Here is a 16,848-nt window from a genome sequence, read left to right on the forward strand (position 1 = left end):
GGGACAATATGAGTTTTAAAGAGAAGGTAATTTATCAGATTTATCCTAAATCATTTTTGGATACCAATCAGGACGGTGTGGGGGATCTGCCAGGAATCGAACAGAAATTGCCATACTTAAAGCGATTAGGCGTGGATATGGTTTGGTTGAGTCCAATCTATCCAAGTCCGCAAAAGGACAATGGCTATGATGTGGCAGATTATACGTCAATCAATCCAATGTTTGGCACGATGAATGATTTTGATAGCTTGATGGCAACAGCAAAAAAATACGGTATCGAAATTATGCTGGATATGGTTTTCAATCATGTCTCGACTGAACATGAGTGGTTCCAAAAGGCTTTAGCCGGAGATAAGAAATATCAAGACTACTTTATTTTGAGAGAGGAACCAACTGATTGGGTGTCTAAATTTGGCGGGAATGCTTGGGCATCATTTGGGGATACTGGGAAATATTATTTACATTTATATGATATTACTCAAGCAGATTTAAATTGGCGAAATCCAGAAGTCCGTGAAGAATTGTTTAACGTTTTGCGCTTTTGGATGGATAAGGGGATCAAAGGATTCCGCTTCGATGTAATCAATGTGATTGGTAAAGATGAGGTTTTGAAAAATTGTCCTGAGAATGATGGAAAACCAGCCTATACGGATAAACCAATTGCTCATGAGTTTATTCGGATGATGAATCAAGCAACCTACGGGAAGGATGCTGAAATTGTTACAGTCGGCGAAATGAGCTTTACGACAATAGAGGATTGCATCTTATACACGAATCCTAAACGTGAAGAATTAAATATGACCTTCAATTTTCATCATCTAAAAGTGGATTATAAAGACGGAAAAAAATGGACATTGATGCCGTTTGATTTTGAGAAATTAAAAGAATTGTTTCATACTTGGGGAACGCAGATGAGTGAGGGAAGTGGCTGGAATGCACTTTTCTGGAATAATCATGATCAACCGCGAGCGCTAAATCGTTTCATTGATGTGGATAACTATCGAGTGGTAGGATCGAAGATGTTAGCCAGTTCAATCCATCTAAATCGTGGAACGCCTTATATATATATGGGCGAAGAGATTGGGATGCTTGATCCGGATTTTGATAAAATGGAAGACTATGTTGACGTTGAAAGTTTAAATGCCTATCAAGAGCTATTAGACGCAGGGAAATCAGAACAAGAAGCTTTTAAGGTCGTTAAGGCGAAGTCTCGTGACAATTCTCGTACTCCGATGCAATGGGATAGTGGGGAATACAGTGGTTTTTCACAATCGGCGCCCTGGTTGGGACTAGGAAAATCTGCTGATGAGATCAATGTAGCAAAAGAACTGCAAGAGGGATCAATCTTTACGTATTATCAACAATTGATCAAATTGAGAAAAGAATACCCAGTGATCGCTGAAGGAAGCTATGAAGCGTTTCTACCAGAGCATCCACAAATTTATGGCTTTGTTCGCCGACTAGAAGGGCATTCACTACTGGTTCTTAATAACTTCTTTTCACAAGAAACAACAATCAAGCTGCCAAAAGAATGTTTGTCAGGTGAAGTATTAATCGACAATTATGAGACAAAATCATTTGAGCAGGAACTCAGATTGAAGCCGTATCAAACAATCGCCATCTATTACTAAGAAAGGCCTCGCAAACTCGCTCAGCTTTTGAAACTCAGATAGAGCCTGTTTGCGTAGAAAAGTGCGTTTGTGTAGCTGGACGTAGAGATACCTATTGTAAAGCGATTTATACTTTTCGAATAGTTAAAAAAACGCGTGAGCTTTTAGCCCACGCGTTTTATTTCGTCAAATCAATTCGTTTATTTACTAAATAAATCAATATACCGCCTAAAGACATTGAAAGCAATTCGCCTATTCCGATAATCAACCAATTGAAGAAAAACGGTGCTTGGTAAAAGAAGGTTAATTGACCTGCCACCGTAAACATGGAAAAAGCGAAAAGCAACGTAGTGATCGCCATTTTCTTCTTAAGACTGGTCATTTTTTTTGTTACCGTTCGACAGATCAGTAAAACGATCAACGTAGAAATACTGCCAAAGAGCACATCAACAATTCCAAGTGGGGAAGCCAAATTGGCAATCGCCACTCCTAAGGTTACTGCGATCGTATACCGTTTGTTAAACAGGGGTAAAAAATTGAACATTTCCGCCAAACGAAATTGGATCGCACCAAAGCTTATAACTGATAAAACAATGGTGACAGTGACATACAATCCTGTCACAACAGCCATTTTGGCCGTGTCAGTGGTTGTCCAGCGTTGAGCTGTACTTTTTTCAAGATGCATTTTATCATTCTCCTTTACAAGACAGCGTCTCGTTAATAACTGCGACCAAAGGATTGAAGTGCCGCAGTGCGAATTTATCGCTACCATTCATCTTAGAGGATTTTAGAAAAAATGCAAGCTATTTTAAAAGCCAGCCGCCGTCAATCGGTAAAATAGTTCCTTGCAGATAACGTGCTTCATCACTGGCTAAGAACAGCGTGGCATAGGCTACTTCTTCAGGTGTCGCCCAACGTTTGACCGGTGTTTCCTCAGCTACCCATTTTGCCATCTGCCCCTCTCCAGCGAAATCTGCTTGGTTCATTGGCGTGTTGATCGCTCCAGGTGCAATGGCATTGACGTGAAGTCCCTTCGCTGCGTAGTCTAAAGCAAGCTGCTTTGTGAAACCAACGATGGCATGCTTACTGGTAGTATAAGCAATGCCGCCCCCGCCAGCGACCAATCCGGCAATCGAGGCCATATTGATTATTGTTCCTTGATTCTCCAATAATTCAGGCAATACTAATTTTGTCATAGTAAACATACTTTTCAGATTGGTGTCCATTATTTTTTCCCATAAATCATCTTCTGTTTCTGACAAGGTCAAATAGTCATCCAACACTCCGGCAGTATTAAGCAAGATATCGACTTTTCCAAAAGTATCATGACAGTTTTGAAGTCCCATCTGCAAATTCTGCTTATTTCGAACATCCCCAATCTGGAAGGCAAACTGTTCGGGGAAATGCTTTCGCATGTTCGGCAGAGCCAGCTCCTGCTGGTCAAAAGCAAAGACAGTAGCACCTGCCACTAAAAAAGCTTGCGCTTGCGCTGCTCCAATGCCTGAAGCTGCTCCAGTAACAAAAACAGTTTTATCAGTGAAATTGAAGTTTGTCATTCGACGATTTTCCAATCTTCAGCCAAGATATCACAAACAGTTGGTGCAAAACTTGAGAAGCCTTCATCTGCTGTCTTGATCAAAAAGAAAGGGGTCACTGGCGAACCATCAAAAATCTCGTCCTCTACAAGTGTTACATATAATTCGAAGCCGCCCCAGCCTTCACGAATAATCTTTGCGCCTTTTTTCAGTTCAGGTAATATCTCTTCAAATGTCATTTCCGTTTCCTCCGTTCAAAAATTCTTTCTTTTGGTAGAATACCAAAAAGTCAGTAGGGTCACAAGAACCTTAGAAGATAGAAAAAGACCTCTCAGAAAAAGAGAGGTCTGAAGAACTAATCGTCTGTTTTTGTTTCATCGTCATCTTTGTTCTTAGCGTTGACTTTGTTACGACTATTCCAGTAGGACTTGTAATCATCGTCATTTCCGCCGATACCAAATTCGTAGGAATTATCTGAAGGACCGTCTTTTGCCCAAAGTGAAGTTGTTTCTCCACCAGGAACTTGATAATTTGTCCCATTATGACTAACTTTACCTGGTTTCAATCCAGTAAACTCAGAAACTTTAATTTGTTTCACCTCGTCGGATAATTCAAATTTCTTATCTTCGCCGAAAATCGTTGGATTTACTTGATAGATTCGACCCGCAAGATAAGCCATATAAGTCGCTGTCCGATTTCCCGCGCCATCGTTCATTGGTTTGTTATCATCTCGGCCAGTCCATGTTCCTAGTGTGATAGTCGGGGTGGAAACGATTAGCCAGTTATCGGCATAATTATCAGTTGTACCGGTTTTTCCGACCCAGTCCGCAGTACTCAACGGATAGTTGACACCACTTAAAATTGATTTGAATGGGGTAGTATGTTGTTCAGTGATGACGCTGCGCATCAAGTCATTCATAATTGATGCGGTCGCTTTTGAATAAACCTGTACAGGCTCATTTTTGTGTTTATAAATCTCTTTACCAGTACTATCAGTAATCGACTCAATCAAGTAGCCCTGTTGATAAACTCCGTCATTGGCTAAGGTTTGGAAGCCATTGACTTCGGTTAGAGTAGAAACCTCGGTTGTTCCCAATGGTGCGGATTCAACTCCCCAGTTGTCTGAAGTTGGATAATTCATTTTCTTCAAGTAGTTGTCATAGGCAAATTGATCGGCGCCTTTGTTCGCCAGAAGGTCCTGATAAACATGGTAGGCAGTAATATTTGTCGATTGAACAAGTGCTTGACGAGTAGTTTGAAAAGTTTTGGAGCCATCATTTTCAGCATTTTTAAGTTCTTTACCTGCACTTTTTCCATGTTGATACTTCATTGGATAGTCCGCGATACGGGAAGCACTCCCCAACAATCCTTGGTCGATTGCAGGACCGTAAACCAAGACAGGCTTGATTGAAGAACCGGCTTGTCGAGCAGTATCGAAGGCGTGATTGTTTTGATTCGTATTGTAATCGCGACTACCAACAAAACCATAAATTCTTCCGGTACTGTTATCCATCATGACGGTACCGGGCTCCACAGTGGCGCCAGAGCCGTCATCTAAATATTGACCATACTCAGCCACTCCGAGTTGCATGGCATCATAGATATTTTTATCAATGGTAGATTTAACCACTAATCCTTGATTTTGCATTTTGACTTTGGCTTGTTCGACATAACGATTGCGGACTTCTTCTTTATTATAATCAGCATCGCTAACATCATCTTCTTTGGCTTGTTGCTTCGCTACGATACTGATAGCTTCATTGTAAACAGTGTAATATAAGAAGCCGTGTTGTTGAACCTCCACATCTTGCCGTGCTTGGAAATCTTTAGCGAGATCATATTTTTTAGCGTCTTCATATTCTTTTTTGGAAATCGTCTGCTCTCGATACATATTGAATAACACATCGTCTTTTCGATTCATTCCATAAGAATAATCCTGCTTCAGATCGCCGGTGTTCGTGTAAGGACTGTATACGATCGGACTTTGCGGCAACCCTGCGATAAAGGCAGATTGCGGCAAGTTCAAATCTTTCGCATGTACGCCGAAAATACCAATCGCCGCTTCTTCAACACCCGCAATATTTTGACCTTTGTTATTCCGACCAAATGGGGAAACATTTAAATAAGCCGTCAATATCTCGTCTTTACTCAAATATTTTTCCAAATCTAATGCTAAAACAATTTCATTGGCTTTTCGTTTGAAAGATGTTTCATTGGTTAAAACTTGTTGTTTGATCAACTGCTGCGTTAGTGTGGAACCACCTGATCCAGCACCGAAGCCTACAACTTCTCCTAGCAGAGCACGCACGACAGCTTTTGGAACAACCCCATGGTGTTCATAGAAGTTCTCATCCTCAGTAGCAACCAAGGCTTTTTTCACCCAAGGAGAAATTTCGTCAGAATTAATTTTTTCGCGAATCGGGTCTGCCTGGATTGTTGCTAATTCACGGTCATCGGCATAAAGTAATTTAGACGACTCCGCGATATCGCCGACTTTTTGCTTCATTTCTGATTTTGTTGGTGTCGGCGTCCCTTCCACAAGATGGGCGAAATACCCAGCACCGATCCCGACGACGAGCATGCCACCTAAAAAGAGCACAACGACTAAACCAAGCAATAACGACTTGATTACTCGCAAAGAGACGTTCAGTGCAAAAGGGCCCCCAAGACTCGCTCTTGACTTGCTTTTGCTGCTCTTTTTCGGTTGCTTATTTATTTTTTGCTTGTGAGCCAAAAAGTCCACCTCATTAGATTCTATCATTTTAATTATCTGTTGAATTATAGCAAAGTTTTACTTCTATTAACAAGTGGATGCAATGTTTGTAATCAAAACTTCAACTAATTGTTAAGTAAAACAAAACAAACATTATTATATTGTTCGGCTTTCTTTTTACTAGAGGCTCATTTTCTTGATCTAGAACTTCTAAGAAATCTGATGAATGGCTTTTATTTCCTTGTTTTTTCGGTTAATATGGGAAAGTATAAATCATTTAGAAATGATATGCGTAATGAGTACATGCCTAACGTCTAGTTAGCGCATCAAAAATAATTAGGAGGAAAAAAACATGCATTCAGACTTTTTTCAAGAACTAAAAGCCCGTGGAATAATTTTTCAAGTAACAGATGAAGCAGCCCTAGAAAAACAATTAAACGAAGAGTCTGTTAAACTATATATCGGCTTTGATCCAACAGCTGACAGTCTGCACATTGGTCATTTATTACCGATTTTAACGTTGCGTCGTTTCCAACAAAACGGACACGTGCCGATTGCTTTAGTTGGTGGCGGGACCGGAATGATCGGTGATCCTTCATTTAAAGATGCAGAACGTCAATTGAATACGTTAGATACCGTTCAAAACTGGTCACAAAGTATCAAAAATCAGCTTTCAGGGATTATTGACTTTGAAAACAAGGAAAATCCAGCAATAGTCGCTAATAATTATGAATGGTTAGGCGAATTAAAGTTGATCGACTTTTTACGTGATGTTGGTAAGAACTTTACAATCAATTACATGATGAGTAAAGAAAGCGTCAAACGCCGGATCGAATCTGGAATTTCATACACAGAGTTCGCTTACCAGTTACTACAGGCCTACGACTTTTACGAATTGAATAAACGCTATGGTTGCTTACTGCAATTAGGGGGCAGTGATCAATGGGGCAATATTACTTCTGGGATTGAATTAATCCGTCGCGAAGAAGGCAAGCAAGCATTTGGTATGACAATGCCTTTGATTACAAAAGCAGACGGAACAAAATTTGGTAAAACAGAAGGTAATGCAGTTTGGTTAGATGCAGAGAAAACTTCTCCATACGAATTTTACCAATTCTGGATCAATACAGATGACCGCGATGCTGTCAAATTCTTGAAATACTTTACCTTCTTGAGTTTGGAAGAAATTGATGCGATCGAAAAAGAATTTACCGCAGCGCCAGAACAACGGGCGGCTCAAAAAGCATTGGCTAAAGAAGTGACTGTTTTGGTTCATGGTGAAGAAGCGTATAATCAAGCGGTGCACATTTCTGAAGCGTTATTCAGCGGTAATGTTAAAAACTTGAACGCTGATGAAATCAAACAAGGCTTCAAAAATGTACCAAGCTATCAAGTTCAAGCAGTTGATGACTTGAATTTAGTTGAGATCCTGATAACAGCAGGCATTGAAGCGTCTAAACGCCAAGCACGTGAAGATATCAATAATGGTGCGATCTATATCAATGGTGATCGAGTGCAGGATGTAGCCTACACATTAAGTGATCAAGATAAATTAGCGAATGAATACATTGTTGTTCGTCGTGGAAAGAAAAAATATTTTGTTTTACAATTTTAATGGTAATTAAGAAAAGGATTGTGCCGATTTTAGGAGCAATCCTCTTTCTATTTAGTGATGGGAAAGCGTTTTAGATGTTGGATGAGGTGAGCATGTGGGAGCAGTTTTATTAAACTCGTTAGGATTATTTGTTATTATCTTGATAGGCTATTTGACGAAACGATTGAACTTATTCATGAAGGCCGATGGCTCGATGATCTCAAAAATCGTGGTTAATGTCACACTACCAGCGGCGATCATTGTGAACTTACAGTCGTTGGAAGTAAGAAATCAATTGTTATTATTGATTATCGCCGGGTTAGTGTTGAATTTGGTAATGATCGTGATCGGCCATTCTTTATCGAAAAAACAGGAACAGGTAGAACAAGAATTTTTGATGTACAGTGTTTCTGGCTATAATATCGGGAATTTTGCGATTCCTTTTGTACAGAGCTTTATGCCGCTGGCGATTCCGATTTTGTCTTTTTTTGATATCGGGAACAGCATTATGTTGGCAGGTGGTTCAAATGTAGTGATCGAAGGCCTAAATGGCAATGCTGAAGATCGACCAAGTGCCAAAAAAGTTTTTTCGCGTTTGTTCCGATCCGTGCCATTTCTTTGCTATTTGATTATGCTGGTCTTGCGTATGGTAAAAATTAATCTACCAGAAGCCATTTTTCAAATCGCTCAACCGATCGCGAATGCAAATACCTTTTTGTCCATGTTTATGATAGGCTTGTTTTTAGAACTACGTTTACCGAAAAAAGACTTGGCGTTAGTATGTCGCGTGTTAGCAATCAAGTATGGAGTGGGTTTATTGCTGACGGCTCTTTTTATGTTATTACCACTTCCGGCAATGATCAAAATCGTTTTATGTCTTGTTTCAGTCGGACCGATTCCGACTTTTAATGTAATCAATAGTGTAGCTGCAGGAATGCGTGCTGAAGTGGTAGGGTTCACCTCTTCACTCAGTTTCTTGATCAGCCTGCCGTTGATGACAAGTTTATTGTTATTTTTATAAATAAAAAATCTGGAGGTTTTTATGTTAATTGGTTCTCATGTAAGTATGAAAGGTAAAGAAATGCTATTAGGTGCGGCACAAGAAGCTGCTAGCTATAAATCATCGACATTTATGATCTATAGTGGAGCCCCGCAAAATACTCGTCGTAAGCCAGTAGAGGAGATGAATATTCCAGCTGGTGAGACATTCATGGAAGAGCATGGTCTGTCGAATATCGTTATGCATGCACCATATATCATTAACTTAGGCAATACCAAAAAGCCTGAAATGTTTCCATTTGCGGTTCAATTTTTACGTGATGAGATTATGCGGGCGGAAGCATTAGGCGCTATGCAGATTACTTTACACCCAGGAGCACACGTCGGCGCTGGTGAAAAAGCTGGGTTAGACCAAATCATCAAAGGGTTAAATGAAGTACTAACTAAAGAGCAGCGGGCACAAATTGCTTTAGAGACAATGGCTGGTAAGGGTACCGAATTAGGGAAAACCTTTGAAGAGTTGGCTTACATTATTGATGGTGTCACATTGAATGAGAAGCTTTCAGTGACTTTCGATACCTGCCATACAAATGATGCAGGATACAATGTTAAAGAGGATTTTGACGGCGTATTAGACGAGTTTGATCGTGTGATTGGTTTGGATCGCTTAAAAGTGGTTCACGTGAACGATTCAAAAAATCCGATGAGTTCTCATAAAGATCGCCATGCGAATATCGGGTTTGGTACGATTGGCTTTGATAGCTTAAATGCGATTGTCCATCATGAGAAATTGAAAGAGTTACCCAAAATCTTGGAGACGCCTTATGTGGGGGAAGACAAAAAGAACCAAAAACCACCTTATGGTTTTGAGATTGCGATGCTGAAATCGCAACAGTTTGATCCAGATTTATTGAAAAAAATTCAAGCGTAATAAAATAAAGAAAGCACCTGCTCAACCTATTGAGCAGGTGCTTTTAACCTTATTCTCTAACCTGTCCATCGCCATAAATAATGTATTTGCTGGAAGTCAAATGCTCTAATCCCATAGGTCCGCGGGCATGCAGTTTTTGAGTAGAGATGCCGATCTCCGCACCAAAGCCAAACTTGAAGCCATCTGTGAAACGGGTCGAGGCGTTGATATAGACGGCTGCAGCATCAACCTCTTTCAAGAATTGTTGCCCGTTATGATAGCTATCCGTTACGATTGCCTCGGAATGTTTGGAGTTATAGTAATTGATGTGTTCAATTGCTTCCTCGATGGAAGAAACGACCTTGATTGCCAAGATATAGTCCAAGAATTCGGTTGCCCAGTCTGCTTCAGTTGCTAAATCCGCCTGTTTCAAATGCTTTAACGCCTCTGCATCACCGCGTAAAGTAACTAATGGTGTCAATTCTTTTTCTATCAGAGGTAAGAACTCTGCTGCGATTTCGTTGTGAACGAGCAATGTTTCGATCGCGTTACAAACGGAGGGACGTTGCACCTTTGCATTTTTTACAATGTTAAGCGCCATGTCCAATTGTGCGGCAGAATCAACATACACGTGATTGTTGCCCGTCCCGGTTTCAATCACTGGAACTGTCGCGCTGTTTTTTACGCGTTCAATCAAGCCTGCACCGCCACGAGGAATCAACACATCCAAGTAGTCGTTTAAGCGCATCATCTCATTCGCGACGTCATGTGAAGTGTCACTGACAAACTGAATCATAGCCGGATGCAGCTGACAGCTGCGCAGTGTCTTTTGCATCAGCTCGACTAATGATTGATTTGAATGAAAGGCTTCCTTACCACCACGCAGAATGACTGCATTGCCTGATTTAAAACATAGACTAGCCGCATCTGTCGTCACATTTGGTCGCGACTCGAAGATGATTCCGATCACACCTAACGGAACGCGCTGTTGGCCGACCATCAGCTGATCTTCGGTCCGCCACATTTTTTCCACCACACCGATTGGGTCAGGCAATGCAGCAACTTGCCGAATCCCTTCAGCCATTTCTTTGATTCTTTCATCAGTCAAACGTAAACGGTCAATCATTGGATCAGGAATTCCATTGTCCTTTGCTTGACATAGATCTTGTTGATTCGCAGTCAAAATGGCTGCGGCATTGTTTACCAAATCTTGAGCCATCTGCATCAAGCAGTCATTTTTCTGAGCGGTTTCCAACTGGCCTAATTGTTGTGCAGCGGAGCGGCTCTTCTGCCCTAAAGTATTCATTAGGTTACCCATGTTTTTCCTCCTTAAATAATGTTCCGACTTCAACACCAGCTAAAATATCAAAAATTATTCTGGGAGGTTTCCCATTGGCTAAAACCATGGCACTTTTTGCTTCTAAAATTCGTTGGGCCGCTTTCAATTTGCTAACCATTCCACCTGTACCGAAGCGGCTGCCTTCACCGCCGGCTTGATCCATCAACGTTTGATTGATGGTTGAAATAGTCGAGTATAAAATTGCGTGTTTGTTTGTTGATGGATTGTCTGAATAAAAACCGTCAATGTCACTCAACATAATCAGCACATCTGCTTCCATCAATTGTGCGACGATTGCGGATAGTTCATCATTGTCTCCAAATTTTCGCGTATGATCCATTTCATCAACTGCTACCGTGTCATTCTCATTAATGATCGGAACGATCCCCATTGAAATGAGCTGTTCTAGTGTATTGATGACATTTTTTCGGCTTTCGGGAAAATCTACCACATCTCGAGTCAATAAAACTTGAGCAGTTTGTTGACTATAGACTAAAAAACGTTGGTTGTAGATGTGCATCAATTCAGATTGACCAACGGCTGCAACTGCTTGCTGCACAGGAATTTCCTGTGGCCGTTCAGGGATTCTAAGTTTGTCCATTCCGACGCCGATCGCACCAGAAGAGACCAATATTATTTCTTTGCCTTGATTTCGAAGGTCAGTTAATACGAATGCTAATTGATCAATTCCAGCGAAATTGATCTTGCCGTTTGGATGGATCAGGGAACTCGTCCCGATCTTCACCACGATCCGATTGACGGATCTTAAAAAATCTCTCATGTTTCCACCTCTTCACTTAGCCACCAGCGAGGAAGATATTGTTTTGCATTTTAGCATATTCTAATCGATATTTCATCAATTATTTAAAATTTATTGGAAATGTTTTTGAATGTTGCACAATTTCAAGTGAATTAAGTGTAATAAAGCGTACAGGTGTCGTAAAAAGAAAGAAGGGATCTTTACAAGTTAATTGATAAGATTGGACTAAAAATCTGTTGGTTTGATTTGAAGTTTCTTAAAACAGCTTTTCTTTTAGGGGATCTTTTAGTAAAATATACGAGAATGTGTCAGGAAAGGAGCGGTGAAAATGGTATCAACTGGAATTGTAGTATTAATCGCAGTAATCGCTGCACTATTAGGTGCTGTCGGCGGTTTCTTCTTAGCCCGTAAATATATGCAAGACTATTTCAAAAAGAATCCTCCAATCAACGAGGATATGTTACGTCAGATGATGATGTCGATGGGGCAAAAACCTTCAGAGAAAAAAGTTCGTCAAATGATGCAGCAAATGAAAAACCAACAATAATTTTGAAAGGACAATCATCGCAGGGTGGTTGCCCTTCTTTTTATCTGTTCTGCTTTTCGCAGTATTAAAGCACGAAGTTTGTTAGTAATTGAAAGAAATGCATGAAGTGTGATGTCTAGCAGAAAGATATGCGTACGAAAAAACGCTCATTTTCCCTGTTTTTTGGAAAATGAATTTCCTTATTACTGAGTTAGCTGCGAATTTGCAGAGGTGATTGTTCTAGGAAAACACACAGCTTCATGAGAAGGTTACATTTAGTAAGCAGATTTGTCGACAGAAGATAGTTTGGGTTGTAAAGTATAGGCGAATGGGAGGAATGTCTGAATGTATGATGTAATAGTTATCGGCGCGGGTCCTGCAGGGATGACCGCAGCCTTATATGCTTCACGTTCGAATCTAAAAGTTCTGTTGATTGAACGTGGTGCGCCAGGCGGACAAATGAACAACACCGCAGAAATTGAGAATTATCCTGGGTTTGAATCTATCATGGGTCCAGAACTTGCAATGAAAATGTATGACGGTGTCACGAAATTTGGCACGGAGAATGCTTATGGCATCGTTCAAGATATCAAGGATCATGGTGATTATAAGGAAGTCATTACGGAAGATAAAAGCTACCAAGCCAAGACGATCATTGTTGCGACTGGGTGTGTTCATCGTAAACTTGGCGTGCCAGGTGAAGAATCATTTGCGGGTCGGGGTGTTTCTTATTGTGCCGTGTGTGATGGAGCCTTTTTCCGCAACAAACGCCTGATTGTTGTCGGTGGTGGAGACTCAGCTGTTGAAGAAGCAATTTATTTAACTCGCTTTGCTTCTGAAGTAGTCATTGTTCATCGTCGTGACGAATTGCGTGCACAAAAGATTATTCAAGATCGTGCATTTGCAAATGAAAAAATCTCATTTATTTGGGATAGTGTGGTGGAAGAAATCGTTGGAAACGAAATGGTTGTAACAGGTGCTCAAATCCGTAATGTAAAAACGGGTGAAGTTCATTTGGAACCAGCAGATGGCGCGTTCATCTATGTTGGCTTAGAACCATTGACTGAACCATTTAAAAACAGCGGTATTACAAACGCTGCTGGTTGGATCGAAACTGATCATGAAATGAAGACGAAAATTCCTGGTGTCTTTGCGATTGGTGATGCTCGTGAAAAAGACTTGCGTCAAATCACGACAGCTGTCGGTGAAGGTGGAATTGCTGGTCAACAGGTTTACAAATATATCGAAGCACAAAATTAATTGATTTTTGAGAAGAAGGCAGAGCTCATTTACCTTCTTCTTTTTTATCTCTAAGCAGATTTTTCTAACAGGACAAGATACAAGTTTTCTTTGCTGAATATAACAGTAATGGTATACTTAAATGGTAAGAAAAATTTTGAAAGAGGTGTGTTTCATGTCTTGGGAACAAGTTTATGAACAATGGATTGATTCAGATAAATTAGATGAAAAAATGCGTAAAGAATTACAAGACTTAGGCGAAGACCCAGAGTTGAAAAAAGATGCGTTTTATAAACCATTAGAATTTGGAACTGCAGGTATGCGTGGTATTTTAGGCCCCGGTGTTAATCGGATGAACATTTTTACCATTCGTCAGGCGACTGAAGGTTTGGCTCGTTTCATGGATACGCAGGATCCCGAAACAAAACGTCGCGGCGTGGCGATTGCTTATGATTCACGCCACATGTCACCAGAATTTGCGATGGAAGCTGCGAAAACATTAGCGAAGCATGATATTCCTTCATACGTATTCGAAAGCCTACGTCCAACACCAGAATTATCGTTTGCCGTACGTTTTGAAAATGCCTTTACTGGAATTATGATTACAGCTTCTCACAACCCAGCAGAATATAACGGCTATAAAGTCTACGGCGAAGACGGGGGCCAAATGCCGCCTGAAGATGCAGATGCACTGACCAAATTTGTTCGTGATGTGGAAAATCCATTAGAAGTTGAAGTCCTTTCCGATGATGAAGTCGAACATAGCGGTCTGATCAACATTATTGGCGACGAGGTCGACACAGAATATTTGAAAGAAATCAAGTCTGTAACGATTAATCAAGAACTGATTAATGAAATGGGCAAAGAACTAAAATTAGTTTACACCCCATTACATGGAACAGGGAAAATGCTTGGCGAAAAAGCGCTGAAACAAGCGGGCTTTGAAAAATTTGTTTTAGTTCCTGAACAAGCGATCGCTGATCCAAACTTCTCAACAGTTAAATCACCAAATCCAGAAGAACATTCTGCTTTTGAATATGCGATCAAGCTAGGCGAGCAAGAAGGAGCAGACTTATTAATTGCAACTGATCCAGATGCCGATCGTCTTGGCGCGGCGGTTCGTTTACCTGACGGTCGTTATGAAGTATTAACTGGGAACCAAATCGGTGCCATTATGATTCGTTACATCTTAGAGGCACACAAGCAAGCAGGGACTTTACCAGAAAATGCGGTAGTCTTGAAATCAATCGTATCAAGTGAATTAGCAACAACGATCGCGGATTCTTATCATGTGAAGATGGTTGATGTATTGACTGGCTTTAAATTTATTGCTGAAAAAATCCAACAATATGAAGATGACCATTCGCAAACATTCATGTTCGGCTTTGAAGAAAGCTATGGTTATTTGATCAAATCCTTTGTACGTGACAAGGATGCGATCCAAGCCTTAGTCTTATTAGCAGAAGTAGCTGCTTATTATAAAAAACAAGGCAAAACATTGTATGATGGCTTGCAAGACATCTTCGAAGAATACGGTTATTACGCTGAAAAAACGATTTCCGTTACTTTGAGTGGTGCTGAAGGAGCTGAGCAAATTAAGACGATCATGGGTAACCTGCGCAAAGAAGCACCGAAGACATTTGCAGAAGTTGCGGTTACGCTGACTGAAGACTTCAAAACATCGAAAGCAGTTACCGCTGATGGAGTAGAAACAGCAATCGATATGCCGGCTTCAGATGTCTTGAAGTATACGTTGGCAGATGAAACCTGGATCGCGGTTCGTCCTTCTGGTACAGAACCAAAAATCAAATTCTATATCGGTGTTAAAGGGGATTCTCATGACGCAGCTGCAGAAAAAATCGCCGCGTATGAAACAGCTATCCGTAAAATTGCCGAATAGAGTAAATGAGGGCTATAAATGAAGGAACACGAAGAAGTACAAGCGGTCAGTCATTTTTTTAAAATCTTGAGTGATCCGACACGGTTAAAAATTTTGATGTTTTTAAAAGAGGGAGAACGGAATGTTTCATCTATCAGTGAAACACTGGGCATGGAACAGTCAGCAGTTTCTCATCAATTAAAATTATTACGTGACAATCGCTTAGTCAAAGCACGTCGTGATGGGAAAGCTATGCTTTATAGCTTGGACGATCAGCACGTCTTAGATGTTTTAGAGCAAACCTTTCGTCACGTTACGCATCATTAAAGGCGAGCTTTTCCAAAATTTTTGGAAAAGCTCTTTTTTTTTGCAGAAATTTTGTTATACTGATAGCTAACTATTAGAATATGATGAAATTACTTTTAATATGAATGTAATTTAATGGAGGCGAATTATGGAAAAAGCAGTCAAGGTAGGTCTACTAGGTTTAGGTGTAGTCGGTACCGGTGTCTTAGAAATTTTGGCAGATCATAAAGATAAAATCGAAAAAAGTATTGGCGGCCCCTTGGTTGTAACGAAAGCCTTGATCCGACCACAAGAAGATAAAAAGGCGCTAGCGGAAAAATACCAGCTAGAACTGGTCACGGAATTAGAAGCAATTTTAAATGATCCAGAAATTTCTATTGTAGTAGAAGTAATGGGGCGCATCGAACCAGCTAAAACATTCATCAAGCAAGCATTGATGGCGGGAAAAAATGTTGTCACTGCGAACAAGGACTTACTTGCCCAGCATGGAACAGAATTAGTCAATTTGGCACGCGAGCAACAACGTAATCTGTATTATGAAGCCAGTGTTGCCGGCGGTATTCCGATTTTACGGACGATTGCGAATAGTTTAGCGGCAGATGATATCACCGAAGTACTAGGAATCGTCAATGGAACGACAAACTATATGCTAACTAAAATGGTTCAAGAGCATCGTACGTACGACGAAACACTGAAAGAAGCGCAAGAGCTAGGCTTTGCAGAAAGCGATCCGACCAATGATGTGGACGGTATAGATGCCGCGTATAAAATGGTTATCTTGAGCAAATTTGCTTTTGGAATGTCTATCACAATGGATCAAGTCAAGATTAAAGGAATTCGTGGTTTAGCGGCAGAAGATGTGTCGATTGCTGATCAACTAGGCTATACAGTGAAACTGATTGGGTCAACGATTAAACAAGAGGATACGATATCTGTGGAAGTTGGACCTGTTTTAGTCCCTCACGAACATCCGCTTGCTTCGATCCACAACGAAATGAACGCTGTTTTTGTTAAGAGCTCTGGAATTGGCGAATCGATGTATTATGGTCCAGGAGCTGGAGCACGACCAACTGCAACGAGCATTGTGGCCGATTTAATGACGATCGTTAATAAGATGAAGAAGAATACGGTTGGGCATCGTTTTACTGGATACACACAGCCAACTAAAATTACTTCACCAGATGAAACAATCAGCAAGTACTTCTTATCGTTGGAAATGCCTGATGAGCCAGGTCAATTTTTGAAACTGGCTGAAATCATGACGGACACCAAAGTTGGCTTTGAACAAGTCGTCCAAGAAAAGGGTGACGGAGAGAACGCACGGGTAGTTTTGATTACACATGAGACTTCTGAAACGAAGATGGAAACGATTCAACATGAAATCAAAGAAAAAACAAATTATAAATTATTGTCATTGATGAAAGTTATGGGGGAGTAA

Annotated in this window: 15 protein-coding genes; 9 read left to right on the forward strand and 6 right to left on the reverse strand. The window is 40.6% G+C overall.

Features of this window, described 5'->3' with window-relative positions; all coding sequences use genetic code 11:
* The first annotated feature begins 8 nt into the window (after positions 1-8).
* Positions 9-1,631, forward strand: a complete 1,623-nt coding sequence (gene treC / locus IGI44_RS04085; protein ID WP_438786544.1) for an alpha,alpha-phosphotrehalase — start codon at positions 9-11, stop codon at positions 1,629-1,631.
* Positions 1,632-1,788: 157 nt separating this feature from the next.
* Here treC and IGI44_RS04090 read toward each other — a convergent pair whose 3' ends face one another.
* From IGI44_RS04090 to IGI44_RS04105, 4 genes are all read right to left on the reverse strand, one after another.
* Positions 1,789-2,295, reverse strand: a complete 507-nt coding sequence (locus IGI44_RS04090; protein WP_438786545.1) for a QueT transporter family protein — start codon at positions 2,293-2,295, stop codon at positions 1,789-1,791.
* A 118-nt stretch (positions 2,296-2,413) separates the two neighbouring features.
* Positions 2,414-3,166, reverse strand: coding sequence for a 3-oxoacyl-ACP reductase (locus tag IGI44_RS04095; RefSeq protein ID WP_438786546.1), 753 nt, complete (start codon positions 3,164-3,166; stop codon positions 2,414-2,416).
* Positions 3,163-3,384 carry a DUF2829 domain-containing protein gene (locus IGI44_RS04100; protein ID WP_438786547.1) on the reverse strand — a complete coding sequence of 74 codons (222 nt, stop codon included), beginning with the start codon at positions 3,382-3,384 and terminating at the stop codon, positions 3,163-3,165. The genes IGI44_RS04095 and IGI44_RS04100 overlap by 4 nt, the downstream gene beginning before the upstream one ends.
* A gap of 116 nt (positions 3,385-3,500) precedes the next feature.
* A complete protein-coding gene (locus IGI44_RS04105) occupies positions 3,501-5,879 on the reverse strand; it encodes a transglycosylase domain-containing protein (protein WP_438786548.1) in 2,379 nt (792 codons plus the stop codon).
* Between the two features lie 331 nt (positions 5,880-6,210).
* Here IGI44_RS04105 and tyrS point away from each other — a divergent pair, with 331 nt between their 5' ends.
* The 3 genes from tyrS (at position 6,211) to IGI44_RS04120 (ending at position 9,382) form a co-directional block, all read left to right on the forward strand.
* Positions 6,211-7,473 carry a tyrosine--tRNA ligase gene (tyrS, locus tag IGI44_RS04110; protein WP_438786549.1) on the forward strand — a complete coding sequence of 421 codons (1,263 nt, stop codon included), beginning with the start codon at positions 6,211-6,213 and terminating at the stop codon, positions 7,471-7,473.
* Between the two features lie 94 nt (positions 7,474-7,567).
* Positions 7,568-8,473 carry an AEC family transporter gene (locus IGI44_RS04115; RefSeq protein WP_438786550.1) on the forward strand — a complete coding sequence of 302 codons (906 nt, stop codon included), beginning with the start codon at positions 7,568-7,570 and terminating at the stop codon, positions 8,471-8,473.
* Between the two features lie 21 nt (positions 8,474-8,494).
* Entirely contained in the window at positions 8,495-9,382 is an 888-nt protein-coding gene (locus IGI44_RS04120) for a deoxyribonuclease IV (protein WP_438786551.1), read from the forward strand.
* 49 nt (positions 9,383-9,431) lie between these two features.
* Here the strand turns inward: IGI44_RS04120 and IGI44_RS04125 are convergent, their stop codons facing one another.
* Together IGI44_RS04125 and proB are read right to left on the reverse strand one after the other, a co-directional pair.
* Positions 9,432-10,679, reverse strand: a complete 1,248-nt coding sequence (locus IGI44_RS04125) for a glutamate-5-semialdehyde dehydrogenase (RefSeq protein ID WP_438786552.1) — start codon at positions 10,677-10,679, stop codon at positions 9,432-9,434.
* Positions 10,672-11,481: a glutamate 5-kinase gene (proB, locus tag IGI44_RS04130; protein WP_438786553.1), complete on the reverse strand. Its 810-nt coding sequence runs from the start codon at positions 11,479-11,481 to the stop codon at positions 10,672-10,674. Before proB ends, IGI44_RS04125 begins: the two co-directional genes overlap by 8 nt.
* A 307-nt stretch (positions 11,482-11,788) precedes the next feature.
* Between proB and IGI44_RS04135 the strand changes: the two genes are divergently transcribed.
* From IGI44_RS04135 to IGI44_RS04155, 5 genes are all read left to right on the forward strand, one after another.
* Positions 11,789-12,007 carry a YneF family protein gene (locus IGI44_RS04135; protein WP_010740033.1) on the forward strand — a complete coding sequence of 73 codons (219 nt, stop codon included), beginning with the start codon at positions 11,789-11,791 and terminating at the stop codon, positions 12,005-12,007.
* Positions 12,008-12,331: 324 nt separating this feature from the next.
* Entirely contained in the window at positions 12,332-13,246 is a 915-nt protein-coding gene (gene trxB, locus IGI44_RS04140) for a thioredoxin-disulfide reductase (RefSeq protein WP_438786554.1), read from the forward strand.
* A gap of 154 nt (positions 13,247-13,400) precedes the next feature.
* Positions 13,401-15,125 (forward strand): phospho-sugar mutase, encoded by a 1,725-nt coding sequence (locus IGI44_RS04145; protein ID WP_438786555.1) that lies wholly within the window; start codon positions 13,401-13,403, stop codon positions 15,123-15,125.
* A gap of 18 nt (positions 15,126-15,143) precedes the next feature.
* Positions 15,144-15,431, forward strand: coding sequence for an ArsR/SmtB family transcription factor (locus IGI44_RS04150; protein WP_438786556.1), 288 nt, complete (start codon positions 15,144-15,146; stop codon positions 15,429-15,431).
* 127 nt (positions 15,432-15,558) lie between these two features.
* Entirely contained in the window at positions 15,559-16,848 is a 1,290-nt protein-coding gene (locus tag IGI44_RS04155; protein WP_438786557.1) for a homoserine dehydrogenase, read from the forward strand.

Origin of the sequence: Enterococcus sp. DIV0756, assembly GCF_051710745.1 — a bacterium.
Classification (GTDB): Bacteria; Bacillota; Bacilli; order Lactobacillales; family Enterococcaceae; genus Enterococcus_A.

Bases quoted from the DNA above. Each gene is read 5' to 3' on its own strand.
- trxB (WP_438786554.1), top strand. From the start codon at position 12,332: ATGTATGATGTAATAGTTATCGGCGCGGGTCCTGCAGGGATGACCGCA.
- IGI44_RS04100 (WP_438786547.1), bottom strand. From the start codon at position 3,384: ATGACATTTGAAGAGATATTACCTGAACTGAAAAAAGGCGCAAAGATT.
- IGI44_RS04095 (WP_438786546.1), bottom strand. From the start codon at position 3,166: ATGACAAACTTCAATTTCACTGATAAAACTGTTTTTGTTACTGGAGCA.
- proB (WP_438786553.1), bottom strand. From the start codon at position 11,481: ATGAGAGATTTTTTAAGATCCGTCAATCGGATCGTGGTGAAGATCGGG.
- tyrS (WP_438786549.1), top strand. From the start codon at position 6,211: ATGCATTCAGACTTTTTTCAAGAACTAAAAGCCCGTGGAATAATTTTT.
- IGI44_RS04125 (WP_438786552.1), bottom strand. From the start codon at position 10,679: ATGGGTAACCTAATGAATACTTTAGGGCAGAAGAGCCGCTCCGCTGCA.
- IGI44_RS04155 (WP_438786557.1), top strand. From the start codon at position 15,559: ATGGAAAAAGCAGTCAAGGTAGGTCTACTAGGTTTAGGTGTAGTCGGT.
- IGI44_RS04135 (WP_010740033.1), top strand. From the start codon at position 11,789: ATGGTATCAACTGGAATTGTAGTATTAATCGCAGTAATCGCTGCACTA.
- IGI44_RS04090 (WP_438786545.1), bottom strand. From the start codon at position 2,295: ATGCATCTTGAAAAAAGTACAGCTCAACGCTGGACAACCACTGACACG.
- IGI44_RS04120 (WP_438786551.1), top strand. From the start codon at position 8,495: ATGTTAATTGGTTCTCATGTAAGTATGAAAGGTAAAGAAATGCTATTA.
- treC (WP_438786544.1), top strand. From the start codon at position 9: ATGAGTTTTAAAGAGAAGGTAATTTATCAGATTTATCCTAAATCATTT.
- IGI44_RS04150 (WP_438786556.1), top strand. From the start codon at position 15,144: ATGAAGGAACACGAAGAAGTACAAGCGGTCAGTCATTTTTTTAAAATC.
- IGI44_RS04145 (WP_438786555.1), top strand. From the start codon at position 13,401: ATGTCTTGGGAACAAGTTTATGAACAATGGATTGATTCAGATAAATTA.